This window comes from Mycobacterium sp. (assembly GCF_049278535.1).
In the GTDB taxonomy this organism is placed as follows: Bacteria; Actinomycetota; Actinomycetes; order Mycobacteriales; family Mycobacteriaceae; genus Mycobacterium.
Genome location: NZ_JBAPMI010000282.1, coordinates 14,428 through 27,176 on the forward strand (window position 1 = coordinate 14,428; position 12,749 = coordinate 27,176).

The following is a 12,749-nucleotide window of genomic DNA, read 5'->3' on the forward strand; positions in this document are numbered from 1 at the left end:
CTAGGCTGGTCGGCATGATCGGTGTTAACCGCGTCGAAGACGTCTTGACCATTGAGTTGCAGCGTCCCGAGCGGCGCAACGCGCTCAACTCTCAGCTGGTCGAGGAGTTGCGCGAAGCCGTGGAGAAGGCCGCAGGCGAAGATGTCCGCGTTGTGGTGCTCACCGGGCAGGGCACCGTGTTCTGCGCCGGCGCGGACCTGAGCGGCGACGCGTTCGCCGCCGACTACCCCGACCGCCTCATCGAACTGCACAAGGCTATGGACGCGGCGCCGATCCCGGTGGTCGGCGCGATCAACGGCCCGGCGATCGGCGCGGGTCTGCAACTGGCGATGCAGTGCGATCTGCGTGTCGTCGCACCCGATGCGTTCTTCCAATTCCCGACCTCGAAATATGGCCTGGCACTGGATAACTGGAGCATTCACCGGCTCTCGTCGTTGGTCGGCCACGGCCGGGCCCGGTCGATGCTGCTGACCGCGGAGAAGCTGACCGCCGACACCGCGCTGCAGACCGGGATGGCCAACCGAATCGGGACGCTGGCCGATGCGCAGGCCTGGGCCGCCGAAATCGCCGGCTTGGCCCCGCTCGCGCTGCAGCATGCCAAGCGGGTACTCAACGACGACGGGTCCATCGAAGATCCCTCGCCGGTCCAGAAAGAACTTTTCGACAAGGCGTGGGGCAGTCAGGACGTGATCGAAGCGCAGGTCGCACGGGTAGAGAAGCGACCGCCGAAATTCCAGGGAGCCTAATCGGATGCTGCGCGGGGCATTGCGACTGGCAATGGGCACGGCCTCACTCGCGACGGGCGGGTGGGTGTTGCGTGCGCTGCATGGTGCGCCGGCCGCGCTCGGGGCTCAACCGTCCGAAATCCGCCGGGTAAGCGAGCGCTCACCGCATTACGAGGACGGCGTGTTCGTCAACCTGGAACCGGCCTCGTTCAACATCGACAGCGAGGAACAACGAAACATCCTGTGGGAGTTGATCAGTGGCCGCGCCGCTGGTCGTCCGGCCACAGAGATTCCGCTGATCACGCCCGAGCCGCGAGCCTTCGAGGCGCCCGCCGGCCGCATCGCGGTCAGCTGGTTCGGCCACTCCACGGCGCTGCTGGAGATCGACGGCTACCGCGTTCTCACCGACCCGGTCTGGAGTGAGCGATGCTCGCCATCGGATGTGATCGGCCCGGGGCGCATGCATCCGCCACCGGTGTCGCTTGACGCGCTGCCGGCACTGGATGCGATCGTGGTCAGCCACGACCACTACGACCATCTCGACATCGGCACGATCATCGCGCTGGCCCGAAGCCAGTGGGCCCCGTTCGTCGTTCCGCTCGGCGTCGGGGCGCACCTGCGGGAGTGGGGAATTCCCGACGAGCGCATCATCGAGCTCGACTGGAACGAGCGCGCGCAGATCGACGAGCTCACCCTGATCTGCACACCGGCCCGGCACTTCTCCGGACGTTTCCTGAACCGCAACGGCACGCTGTGGGCGTCGTGGGCGATCGTCGGTCCGGCGCACCGCGCCTACTTCGGCGGCGACACCGGCTACACCAAGAGTTTTGCCGAGATCGGCCAAGAGCATGGACCTTTCGACGTGACGCTGATGCCGGTCGGCGCCTACAACACGGTGTGGCCGGACATCCACATGAACCCCGAGGAGGCGGTTGCGGCGCACGTCGACGTCAGCGGGGGACTGCTGGTGCCGATCCACTGGTGCACATTCCGATTGGCGCCGCACCCGTGGGCCGAACCGATCGAGCGGCTGTTGGCCGCGGCAGAAGCCGCCGGGGTGAAGGTAGCGGTGCCGAAACCGGGTGGGCGCGTCGACCCCACGGCCACAATGGAATTCGAGCCGTGGTGGCGGCTCGACCAGGCGCAGGAGGCGGCGAAGAACGCCCTGCACGACGAGAAGGAAGGTCAGTAGAAGCACGCCATGGCAAAGCTTTCCGGATCCATCGACGTCCCATTGACGCCCGATAAGGCGTGGGAGGGCGCGTCCAACCTGTCCCGCTTCAAAGAGTGGCTGACCATCCACCGGGTGTGGCGGAGCAAGCTGCCCGAGCAGTTGGAGAAGGGCACAGTCATCGACTCGATCGTCGAAGTCAAGGGCATGCCCAACCGCATCACGTGGACGATCGTGAACTACAAACCGCCGGAGTCGATGACCCTCAACGGTGTCGGCGTCGGCGGGGTCAAGGTCAAGTTGATCGCCAAGGTCAAACCCAAGGGCGATCAGTCAATGGTCAGCTTCGACGTGCACCTCGGTGGCCCGGCGTTGTTCGGCCCCATCGGCATGATCGTCGCCGCCGCGTTGCGCAGCGATATCAACGAGTCGTTGCGCAAGTTCGTCACCGTGTTCGCACCGGCCTGAGCGCGCCCGGCAACCACACCCGCCACACGGGCCTCTGAGACTGCCCAATTGATGGTTTGCCCGCCTCCAAGCGACAAGCTCAGGCCCGCAGGCGATTTGTCGCTCAAAGGCGGGCACAACGGGCATCGCCTCCCGCAGCGGCTGGTGTGACTGCCAGGGCGGGATCACGACGCCGACCGGCCACCAACCGCTACTGTCGCAGTATGCCCCGCCTACGCCCCGGTTGGATGGTCGCGCTGTTCGCCGCGCTGGTGTCGGTGAGCGCGTGGCTGCCCTGGTTGACCACGCGCACGGGCGGCGGCGGCTGGGCCAATGCGATCGGTGGCAGCATCGGCAACCTGTATCTCCCGCACGGATTCGGTCCGGGCCAATTGATCGTGTTGCTGTCCTCGGCGCTACTGGTGGCCGGTGCCATGGTCGGCAGGGATTTGTCGCCAAAACCGGCTTCGATTGCCGCGCTGCTGATTTCGCTGATCGTTGTCGCGCTGATGGTCCGGTACTACCACGTCAACGTCAAGCCGCCGGTCTCGGCCGCTTACGGCTTGTACGTCGGTGGTGTTGCCGCAGGTGCTGCAACGCTGTGTTCAGTGTGGGCGTTGGCGGCCGCGCTGCGTGGTCACCGCTAGCTCACGCTGACCTGTGCGCCCTTGAGTGGCCGGGCACATTGGTCGCAGGTGAGTTCTCCGACGAACGGCTTGCCACAGCGGAGGTGGGTGACCATCACCGCCGGGCCTTCCGGCGCGTGGAACCAATGCTGTCCGCACTGCAAAGCAGCGATGATCACTGGGAAGAACGCCCGGCCTTTCTCGCTGAGCTGATAGTGGACGCGCGCCGATCCGGCTTCCCGTGACACGCACAGCACACCGTTGGCGCAGAACGTCTGCAGCCGGCCGGACAGCAGCGACGGGGGCGCTCCCAGTTGATTTTGAAAATCGGTGAAGCGGCGGGTTCCCAGGAAGGCGCAGACCAACAATGCAGCAGCCCAGCGGTTTCCGAACACGCTCATCGTCTCGGGGAACAATCCGGCTTGACCGCATTTGCCGTCGGCGCTCGCCCTGCGTCGGGTCACCGCCTCGGGCACCGAGCGAGGCCATGAACCACTCGGCCCCCAGCGTGCCGTCACGTCCTTTTCGGTCACCGCTTCGCCGCATGACCGACAGGTCAACGTCGGCGCGAAGTCGTTACCGCACAATGCGTGGCGCATTCCCGGGAGTTGGTGGACATGGTCGGGCACCCACCGTCGCTCCCACTCCCAGATCGACAACAACACGGGCCAGAAGGCCCGTCCGCGCCGGGTGATCAGATACTCGGCGCGCACCGGCCGGGTCTGGTATGTCGTGCGGACCAGCAGCCCGTTATCGGTCAGTGTCCGTAACCGGTTGGCCAGCACAGAATTCGATATCGGCAACCGTTCCATGAATTCGCCGTAGCGGGTCGCCCCCAACAGTGCCTGCTGGATGATCAGCAGCGTCCACTCGTCGCCGAGCAGGCCCAGGATCCGGCCGACCGCATTGGTACCGCCGGGACTCAGCGACGTCGGCTTAGCCGCCGATGGCATTCACAGCCCGATCGCGCCGGCGGGGGAGTCGACGTCATGCCAGCGGCGCAACTGCGCGCCCGGTGCCCAAGTGGCATGGGTACCACTCGAAATCCGTTCGGGCAGAGCGAGCTTGCACACCGGTCCGTCGCTGAACCGGGCGGCGTCGAAGATCACGCAGTACGACGCGTCGGCGTCCATGTCGGTGGTCAGCGTGATCAGGTAGCCGTCGTCCTCGGCGGCCGAGTTCGGTCGCGGGGCCATTGCGGCCTCGCTGCCATAGATCCCGTCCGCGAACTGGTAGTGCTGTTCGCCTCCGGTGCACAGGTCGTGCTTGACCAGACCGTCGAACAGGAACCAGCCCGGCTTGCCGGTGGCGGCGTAGGTGTAGCGGTAGTTGCCGGCGGCGTAGTCGGGGTTGATCGTGCCGAATTCGGTGATGGACTCCGACAACCGCTCTTCTCTGACTTCGCCGGTGACCAGGTTGAACCGCCACCGATGCAGTCGGGCCTGCAGACGATCCAGGGCCAGGAAGCGAAAGAGCTTGTCCCACTTGTCTCCACCGGTGTCAAGCGGCTGCGGCGCGCCTTCATAAAATCCGTCCAGCACGATTTCGTCGCCGTCTTCGTAGGCGTTGGTGAAGTGCAGCACGAACGTCGGGTCGGCCTCGAACCAGCGGATGTCGCCGGTGCCGCCCCGGCGCGGCACGACCGCGAAGCGGGACGGCATGTCGGGGTAGAACCGCGGCAAGTGGACGTTGTGCGCGAGCAGGTCCGGATCCCAGAAAAGCGGGAAATCGTTGAGGATGACGTAGTTTTCGGTGAAGGCCATGTCGTGCGGCAGCCTCGGGCCCGGCAGCGGCACGTCGACGTAGTGGACCAGCTCGTTGCTTTCGTCGACGACACCATAGTGCATGTACGGAGCCTGCTTGCTGTAGTTGAAGAACAGCAGCTCACCGGATTTGGGGTCGACCTTCGGATGCGCCGACACACCCCACTCGGCCGGGAAGTGGCCGTTCCAGGTCTCCTTGCCCAGCGTATCGGCCGAGAACGGGTCGATTCGATACAGGTCGCCGCACTGGTAGAAGCTGGTCAGTGCGATGCCCCGGTGGACGATGACGTCGGTGCTCGACGCGTCCTTCATCCGGGTGCGCGCGCCCCAACCTTCGTCCCGTTTGGCCAGTTGGACCGGTTCGGCCAGGCCGGGCCACAACGGCTCGGCGGCCTCGTTCTCCGCCAGGAACCCGTCGGTGCGGACAAAGCGGTTGCGGTAGAACGCTTTTCCGTCGCGAAATCCGACGATGTGCAGCATGCCGTCGCCGTCGAACGGGTGATAGGTCTTCATCGCCGGGTGCAGTGGGTTTTCGGTGTTGCGCAGATAGACGCCGTCGAGGTCGTGGGGAATCTCCCCCTCGACCGCTATCAGATCGTCGGCGTCCCATTCGCTGGTCTGCGGTTGCCACGGTCCGGTCCGGTAAGGGTGGTCGTCGTCTTCGGGCAGGGTCGACAGGAACTTGCCGACGATCTCGACGTCCATGTCACGACCTTTCGGTTGCGTTGACGATGAAGCTGACCGTGGTGGCGGTGCTCCCGCCGAAGTTCAGCGTGCCAAAGGTTTTCGCGCCCTCGACCTGGTAATCGCCGGCTGTGCCGCTGACCTGCTTGGCCGCGTCGACGAGCATGCGAATTCCCGATGCGCCGACGGGGTGGCCACCACCGATCAGCCCGCCGCTGGGGTTGATCGGCAGTCGTCCGCCGTTCTCGATCTCGCCGTTTTCGATGGCCTTCCATGACTCGCCCGGCCCGGTCAGGCCGATGTGATCGATGGCCAAATACTCGCTGGGAGTGAAACAGTCGTGTACCTCGACGCCGTGCAGATCGTCGAGCGTCGCGTGTGCGCGTCGCAACGCGTCGAGAGCGGCTGCGCGAACGTGCGGCATGACGTAGGGGTCGTCGGCCGCGCGCTCGAGTTTCTGTTGCAGGCCCAGACCGACGGTGCGATGCCCCCAGCCCGCGATGCGGGCGACCGGCCGGGCGTCGGGATGCTCGCGTAAGTATTTGTCGGTCACCAGCACGACTCCGGCGCCGCCGTCGGTCATCTGGCTGCAGTCGAATCGGCGCAGCCTGCCTTCGATCGGCGGATTGCTCTCGTCGTCGCTGCCGATCGGGTCGGGGACCTTCCATTCTCTGGTCTGCGCGTTGGGGTTTCGACGGGCGTTGCCGAAGTTGAGCTGAGCGATCGCCCGCAGATGGGCTTCGTCGAGTCCGTAGCGGCGGTCGTATTCGTCGGCGACGGTGGCGAACATCGACGGCCAGAGGAACTTCGCGTCTGCCCCTTCGTGTCCGGTCCAGGCCGCGGCACCGAGGTGACGAGCCGCGATGTCACCATGCACGGTCTTCTCCAGCTCGACGCCGAGCACCAGCGCAGTGTCGTAGTTGCCGGCCCGCAGGTCGGCCATCGCCGCCAGCGCGGCCACACTGCCCGATGCGCAGGCGGCTTCGTGCCGTGATGCCGGGGTGTCCCACAGGCCATCGCACACGGTCGCCGGCATGGCGCCGAGGTGTCCCTGCTCGGCGAACATCTCGCCGAACGCGTTTGCGACGTGGACCACACCGATGTCGCCGGCGTCGATCTTGGCCGCGGCCAGGGTGGCGGCGACGATCTCGCGGATCAGATCCGCGAAGTCAAGGCCCTCTTTGGTGAGGTTTCGGGCGAAGTCGCTCTGGTGGCCGCCGAGAATCCAGACGTCAGTGTCCATAGCCGCACGTTACTACAATTAAGAGAGTGACACACCGGCCAATGTTCAGGGGCGGCCTCACCAGCTCTCGGCTGAACCGGCGAGACCTAGGCGAACGCATTGGTCGACCAACGCGCCCTCCTCTCTACGCGCATTGCCGTCGGTGGCGTGCTGCAAACCTCATTCCGTGGAACCGGACTAATCGTCTCCGCTGGCAACGGCGTTGGCGGGGTCGGAGCTCCATTCGGACCACGAGCCGGGAAACAACGCTGCCTGGTGGCCTGCCGCGGCGAGCGCTGCGACCGCGATTGCGGCCGTCACACCCGAACCGCAATACGCACCCAGTCGGCCGTCGTCGTGGATTCCGCGCGCGGCGAGCAGCTGGGTCAGCGCTTCGGCGGGCAAAAACGTGCCGTCAGCGTTCAGCACGCTGCCGATGGGCAGGTTTTTGGCGCCGGGTATGTGTCCGGCAACGGGATCGATCGGCTCGACGTCACCGCGGAAGCGTTCGGGTGCGCGCGCGTCGAGCAGCGTGAAGTCGCCGACTTGGCGCGCGGTCAAGGTCGGCAACGCTCCGGCGTACAAGTCGTCGTGCAGCGTGGTCGCGTCGCCGGGTGGCGGCACCACCGGATCGGTATCCAGGCGACCTCCGGCCCAGCGCCACGCGGCCAGGCCGCCGTCCAGGATGCGGATGTCTGCGAGCCCGGCCGCGGTCAACACCCACCAGGCTCGCGCCGAACCCGCCCGATTCCAGTCGTCATAGACGACGGTGGTCACACCTTGGCGGACGCCCCAACGCCGTGCCGAATCCTCGATGCTGCGGCCCGACGGCAGCGGGTGCCGGCCCCGCCCGGTCACGCTGTGATCGGTGAGGTCGTCTTCGAGGGAGACATAGACCGCGCCCGGGATGTGGCCTTGCAGGTAGGCCGCGTGGCCGTCGGGTTCGTCGAGCCGCCAGCGCACATCGAGGATCGTCACCGGTCCGCCGGCGCCGATCAGTTCGGCCAACTCCGCGACGGAGATCAGGACCCGGGCAGTTATGGTTTGAATCCCAAGTCGTGCAGGGCGTCGATGCAGCCGCTGATCCAGTCGGCCGGACTCGGCGGTGTCGGGCCACCGCCGATCTCCGTCTGGCAGACCAGCCCGGCGTTGTAGCCGTTTTGCATCTCGCTTTTGAGGTACGCGTGATTCTGCGGGGTCGAGTAGAAGTCGTGTTCGCTCTTGTACCCATCCTTGTAGGACGGGCTGTTGACATTGGCGGACGGCGGGTTGTTGCTGGGACCGTGCGGACAGCCGCTGGCAGGGCACTGAGGATCCGCGTAAGCCGGCGACGCCGGGCTGATAGCGGCTATCGCGATAGCTGCGGCGGCGAGAATCGAGCGCTCGAACATGTCGCGCATTGTTCCATGCTTGCTGGTGAGCGCAGACCAAATCCCGGTTGCGTAGGTGCAAATCCATCGCTTCCATTCGCGCATGACGAGTGTTAACGCCGGGAACCGTCGTGGTACTAGACCCGCCATGGGCGATACCGCTGTCCTAGTTGTCGACGTGATGAACGCCTACCGGCATCCCGATGCCGTCGCCCTCCTCGACGCCGGGTTAGGCGCCGCGGCACTGACCGTTGCCTATCGCGGCGTAAGGGTCAGGATGTAGTGGTCGACAGGTGCACGCATAGCGGGGTGGGCACGCAGTAGGTCGGGCAACTCGGCGACGAGCTTTTCGGCGACGTTCAGGAGCTTCACGTTGAGTTCTTGGGATCGCCACACAAGCACTGCGAAGGCGGCATCGGCATTGATCTGGTAGATCAGCATTAGCATGCCTTTGGCCTGGTCGATGACTGCTCGGTGAGGAACGATGATCTGTAACTCGTCGGTGATCGACTGCTGAAGATCGGCGTTGAAGCTCTCGGTGACGTCGATGTAAAACCCGCGGGTCGCAACGATGCGACCGTCGGCGTCGGTCACCGGGTCGCCCACGACCACCACTTTGCGTGTTTCTCCCGTGGCGGTGCGGATCCTGTGCCGGCTACTGAACGGAGCGACCGACTGCTGCAGGAGACCCTTGACGCGAGCCAAGTCGTCGGGATGCTTGTGACTCAACATGAGCTCGGTGGTCGGTTCGATTTCGCCAGGCTGGTAGCCGTGCATTCGTGCGACGGTGTCCGACCACGTCCACGCGTCGTCGTCGTATCGGTATTCGAAGCTGCCGACTCGCTGCGGTTCACCGCCGAGCAGAGCTTTATCGATAGTCCGCGCTACATGGCCGTCAGTGGCAGGGAGGTCATCTTCGGTCAGCGACCGACCCGCCGCTGCCTGTTCACGCTGGTTCCCGCTGTCAGCCATTTTTCTGACTTTCCGCTGTCGAGTACTGCCCGTATAAGGAGGCGGATTTGTGTGCGGAGCAGGTCGGCGCACAATCCGTGGATGAAAGTGTGCGCCTGCGAGCATGGATCCGCCAGCGAGCAAACGCTCGGAGGTGCAATCTTTGGTGTAAGGAGTGCGCGGCGCGCGCTGGGCTGCGGTAGCGTTCACCGACCTTGGCGGAGCCGCAAATAGGGGCTTGCCGGTGACCATGGCACCACAGCCGGGCATATCGCCTGCATTGATGGCGAGCCACTCGCGGAGGTGACGCTCTCGCTGTGGGACTACCTGACGGTCCCGTTGTGATCGCGTGTCGACCGGTCCGAAGGCAGGTTATACCGGTGCCCCCGGTCAAATCTGCTGCTGACGCGCATACGATCGCCGCGTTGGGCGCGCCGCAACAATGCGGTCAGTGCATCGGTGTCGGCCGCCGTCAACCCTGCTTCGAGGCATTGGCGTTCAAAGGAGCGCGCTGCCGCCCGAGTCACGGTCCAACGCTGCGGCATCTCGATCAGGTCGGACTTGAATCGTTGGATCTCGCGTCGTCAAGGCTGCCCCCGTAACTTCTGGCCGTGTCCGCGAGGAACTCGACGATCTGATTCAACTCCCCCGACAGCTCCGGCGGATCCATAAGCAAGCAATACCCGCGCCGGCGGCCAGCTACGCTCTGGTGCGAGGACCGTTTTCTTCCTTGGCGACAACACCATCCGCACCTACATTCGTAGGAGGGCCGCAGCGGACAACATGGCGCATCGAAGCGCTCGCCGTCATTAGCAGCGGGGTGACCGCGCACATGCATTCAAGGCGGCGGCGCTGGGCCGTCCCCGCTGAGGGCCTATCAACGTCCGACTAGTCGTCCTGCAATCCTTGAGGATGACCGATTCGCTTCCGTGGCGGCGGCCTCCATTCAAGCGGCCGGCTCAGCATTCAGTCGTAGTGCTGTGCGCCTAGCGAGTGTCGACCCTGGGTACTCGGAATTCATGAGCCATACCGCTGTCCTAGTTGTCGACATGATGAACACCTACCGGCATCCCGATGCGGAACAACTCATACCCAACGTTACGAAGATCATCGATTCACTAACCGATCTCGTCCGCCGGGCGCATGACTCTGACGATGTCGATTTGGTGTATGTCAACGATAACTATGGAGATTTCAGCGCCGAGTTTTCCGATATCGTCCACTCGGCCCGCCGAGGTGCGCGGCCCGATCTGGTGAATCCGATCGTGCCACCGAAGGGCTGCCGCGTGGTGACCAAGGTCCGCCATAGTGCTTTTTATTCAACGCCAGTGGCGTATCTGCTCAATCGCCTGGGCACCAAGCGGCTGATCCTGACAGGTCAAGTTACCGAGCAGTGCATCCTCTACAGCGCACTGGACGCCTACGTGCGTCACATCCCGGTCGTGATTCCGACCGATGCCGTCGCCCACCTCGACGCCGAGCTGGGTGCCGCGGCACTGACCATGATGGAGCGGAACATGGCCGCTGAATTGTCGCTGGCGGGAGCCTGCCTCGGCTAGGCCCTAGCGGCGCCGGGGTGTCACGCGTCACCGCAAGTTGGCAACACTGGTCCAAGGATGGCGATCGCAGCGACTGATATGCGAGTGTCCGGGACACTACCAACGGCCTGCTGGCTTTCGGAGGTTTCCGCAAACGGGAACCGGTTACTCACCCCGGACCGGCGAAGAGACCGCCTCAGACGTCGAGGCCGGTTCAGAAAGGAATCACGGTGGGCTTTCCCGACCAGCACCAGGACGTGCCAGGGGTCCAGGCGCAGATGGACCCAGTTCCGGACTGCGGAGAGAACAGTTATCGGGGGTCAGGTCGATTGACCGGTAAGACGGCGGTGATCACTGGAGGCGATAGCGGTATTGGGCGCGCCGTGGCCATCGCCTTTGCGCGCGAGGGCGCTGACGTGCTGATCGCGTACCTCAACGAAGACGACGACGCCAACGAGGTCGCGCGGCTCGTCGAGCAAACTGGGCGCCGGTGCGTGCTGATGGCCGGTGATTTGGCGGACCCGGATCACTGTCGCGGGGTAATCGCCCGCGCAGCAAGCGAATTCGGCAGCATCAATATTCTGGTAAGCAACGCGGCCTACCAGATGACGCATGACAATCTGGAGGACATCTCCGACGAAGAGTGGGATTACACCTTCCGGCTAAATGTCGGGGCGTATTTTCATCTGGTCAAGGCCGCCTTGCCGCATATGCCCGAGGGCTCGTCGGTCATCGGCAGTTCGTCGGTGAACTCCGACATGCCCTCGCCCACCCTGGCGCCATACGCGGCGACTAAGGCGGCAATCGCCAATTTCTCTGCCAGCCTCGCCCAATTGCTGGGCGAGAGGGGTATTCGGGTCAACAGCGTTGCGCCAGGCCCGATCTGGACACCGCTGATTCCGTCGACCATGCCTTCGGAGAAGGTGCAATCGTTTGGCGAAAACACGCCGTTGGGCCGCGCCGGTCAACCCGCCGAACTGGCGCCGGTCTACGTGCTCCTCGCCTCCGATGAAGCGAGCTATATCTCCGGGGCGCGGGTGGCGGTCACCGGGGGCAGACCCGTACTCTGACCGCGCCTCACCCACGGTCTGGCGTGCGCACTACGTGGCCGACAAATTAGGAACTCTGACGCGCAGCGCGAGCCCGCGAAGAAGCCGAGGCCGAGAGTGCCTGCGGCGCAACCGAAACCAATGTGGCTGCCAGCGAGCCTAGAGTTGGAGCGCTCAGAGAATGTCTGCTTTGGTTGTCGAGTACCTCGCAGGGTTAGCCGATGACGACGTATCACAAAGAAGGAGCAACCATGGCTACTGGAGAAACCGGGTTCGACGACGTAACGTTCGATCTTGTTTCAGTTCAACATCATTCGCTCAAGGCCGGTCACGATCACGGGCAATACGTACGTGATGCGAAGAACGCCGGCCTAGACGATGTTGCCTCGTTCTTCGAAGAGGTAATGGCCCCCGGCTCTTCGGTGCCTTTTCCGAGACGGGCCCTTGTTGTTGCGTGTGGCTTCGGTGACGGCCTCGCATGTGTATGTTCGCCATTTGTCTGAACCCGGCGGCGTTGACAGTGTTGTGCGCCTAGCGGATCCGGCTCCAGCTGACGGGCGTACCGTGCCGGGCGTGTGGTTGCCGCCGCTCATGCTCGAACCGCCTGGGTCAGCCATTTCGGGTTTGACGCCGTCGGACCCGGCGTGCTGGGCGGGGTCGTGCAAGAACTCAAGACGCACGGCAAAACGCTTGGTGTACACGGTGCACGATCTACACAACCCGCACCATCGTGAGTCGGACGCTCACGCCGAGCAGCAGGATGTGATCGTCACGGCTGCAGATGAGCTGGTCACGCTGACAACTGGTGCCGCGCAAGCAATTTGGGAACGGCGGGGACGCAGAAGCCAAGTCTCTCCGCATCCGCATGTGCTGGACAGCAGGCGGATCGCTCGATGCGGTGGGTGGGGGCGCCGACGCGTTCCACCAGTTCCACCTCACGACCGACCCGCCGGTACACCACCTCGACGACATTCTGCGCAACGCGGTGCTCTTTCATGACCCGTGGGGATGGTGGCCCATGCAGGGATGGTTGGCTGCCTTCGAGAGGGATGGTCTCATTGTCCGCGATGCCGACGGGCGTCCCCACCGCTCGAATAACGGTGACGGCGAACAGATCCGCGGCCACGCAACCGGCGGCTGCGAAAAGCGGTTAATCCGCCCTAAGCAGTATCAGGCAACTACCCGGAAATGTTGCGCTGTGCG

General features: G+C 64.5%; 14 protein-coding genes and 2 pseudogenes. 10 read left to right on the forward strand and 6 right to left on the reverse strand.

All coding sequences use genetic code 11. The annotated features are described in order from the left end of the window. Nucleotides 1-14: 14 nt before the first annotated feature. The 4 genes from WAO18_RS18930 to WAO18_RS18945 all read left to right on the forward strand — a co-directional run bounded on the left by WAO18_RS18930 (nt 15) and on the right by WAO18_RS18945 (nt 2,990). Nucleotides 15-746, forward strand: coding sequence for an enoyl-CoA hydratase (locus WAO18_RS18930; RefSeq protein WP_422207769.1), 732 nt, complete (start codon nt 15-17; stop codon nt 744-746). A gap of 4 nt (nt 747-750) precedes the next feature. Continuing rightward, the gene (locus tag WAO18_RS18935; protein WP_422207770.1) at nt 751-1,917 is read left to right on the forward strand and encodes an MBL fold metallo-hydrolase; all 1,167 of its coding nucleotides are present in this window, start codon (nt 751-753) and stop codon (nt 1,915-1,917) included. A 9-nt stretch (nt 1,918-1,926) separates the two neighbouring features. Further along, nucleotides 1,927-2,364 carry a type II toxin-antitoxin system Rv0910 family toxin gene (locus WAO18_RS18940; protein WP_422207771.1) on the forward strand — a complete coding sequence of 146 codons (438 nt, stop codon included), beginning with the start codon at nt 1,927-1,929 and terminating at the stop codon, nt 2,362-2,364. 203 nt (nt 2,365-2,567) lie between these two features. Then, nucleotides 2,568-2,990, forward strand: coding sequence for a hypothetical protein (locus WAO18_RS18945; RefSeq protein ID WP_422207772.1), 423 nt, complete (start codon nt 2,568-2,570; stop codon nt 2,988-2,990). On the opposite strand, the gene WAO18_RS18950 is transcribed toward WAO18_RS18945, so the two are convergent. The 5 genes from WAO18_RS18950 to WAO18_RS18970 all read right to left on the reverse strand — a co-directional run bounded on the left by WAO18_RS18950 (nt 2,987) and on the right by WAO18_RS18970 (nt 8,038). Then, nucleotides 2,987-3,922, reverse strand: a complete 936-nt coding sequence (locus tag WAO18_RS18950) for a winged helix-turn-helix transcriptional regulator (protein ID WP_422207773.1) — start codon at nt 3,920-3,922, stop codon at nt 2,987-2,989. The two genes, WAO18_RS18945 and WAO18_RS18950, sit on opposite strands and share 4 nt — an antisense overlap. Continuing rightward, nucleotides 3,923-5,437 (reverse strand): carotenoid oxygenase family protein, encoded by a 1,515-nt coding sequence (locus WAO18_RS18955; protein ID WP_422207774.1) that lies wholly within the window; start codon nt 5,435-5,437, stop codon nt 3,923-3,925. A gap of 1 nt (nt 5,438) precedes the next feature. Then, the gene (locus WAO18_RS18960) at nt 5,439-6,659 is read right to left on the reverse strand and encodes an acetyl-CoA acetyltransferase (protein WP_422207775.1); all 1,221 of its coding nucleotides are present in this window, start codon (nt 6,657-6,659) and stop codon (nt 5,439-5,441) included. A gap of 177 nt (nt 6,660-6,836) precedes the next feature. Beyond that, nucleotides 6,837-7,688, reverse strand: coding sequence for a sulfurtransferase (locus tag WAO18_RS18965; RefSeq protein WP_422207780.1), 852 nt, complete (start codon nt 7,686-7,688; stop codon nt 6,837-6,839). Further along, complete coding sequence (locus tag WAO18_RS18970) at nt 7,676-8,038, reverse strand: hypothetical protein (RefSeq protein WP_422207782.1); 363 nt, start codon at nt 8,036-8,038, stop codon at nt 7,676-7,678. Before WAO18_RS18970 ends, WAO18_RS18965 begins: the two co-directional genes overlap by 13 nt. A gap of 118 nt (nt 8,039-8,156) precedes the next feature. On the opposite strand from WAO18_RS18970, the gene WAO18_RS18975 reads away from it, so the two are divergent. Next, nucleotides 8,157-8,291, forward strand: a complete 135-nt coding sequence (locus WAO18_RS18975) for a hypothetical protein (protein WP_422207776.1) — start codon at nt 8,157-8,159, stop codon at nt 8,289-8,291. Here WAO18_RS18975 and WAO18_RS18980 read toward each other — a convergent pair. Beyond that, nucleotides 8,264-8,980: a PAS and ANTAR domain-containing protein gene (locus tag WAO18_RS18980; protein WP_422207777.1), complete on the reverse strand. Its 717-nt coding sequence runs from the start codon at nt 8,978-8,980 to the stop codon at nt 8,264-8,266. The genes WAO18_RS18975 and WAO18_RS18980 overlap by 28 nt on opposite strands. Before the next feature lie 998 nt (nt 8,981-9,978). Here WAO18_RS18980 and WAO18_RS18985 point away from each other — a divergent pair. The 5 genes and pseudogenes from WAO18_RS18985 to WAO18_RS19005 form a co-directional block, all read left to right on the forward strand. Next, entirely contained in the window at nt 9,979-10,518 is a 540-nt protein-coding gene (locus tag WAO18_RS18985; RefSeq protein ID WP_422207781.1) for a cysteine hydrolase family protein, read from the forward strand. Between the two features lie 209 nt (nt 10,519-10,727). Further along, a complete protein-coding gene (locus WAO18_RS18990) occupies nt 10,728-11,567 on the forward strand; it encodes an SDR family oxidoreductase (RefSeq protein WP_422207778.1) in 840 nt (279 codons plus the stop codon). A gap of 230 nt (nt 11,568-11,797) precedes the next feature. Continuing rightward, nucleotides 11,798-12,049: a hypothetical protein gene (locus tag WAO18_RS18995; protein WP_422207779.1), complete on the forward strand. Its 252-nt coding sequence runs from the start codon at nt 11,798-11,800 to the stop codon at nt 12,047-12,049. After that, nucleotides 11,994-12,467: pseudogene (locus WAO18_RS19000) on the forward strand (glycosyltransferase family 1 protein); the annotation flags it as partial. The gene WAO18_RS18995 and the pseudogene WAO18_RS19000, both read left to right, overlap by 56 nt. Beyond that, nucleotides 12,451-12,630 (forward strand): annotated as a pseudogene (locus WAO18_RS19005) (glycosyltransferase family 2 protein); the annotation flags it as partial. The pseudogenes WAO18_RS19000 and WAO18_RS19005, both read left to right, overlap by 17 nt. Nucleotides 12,631-12,749: the final 119 nt, after the last annotated feature.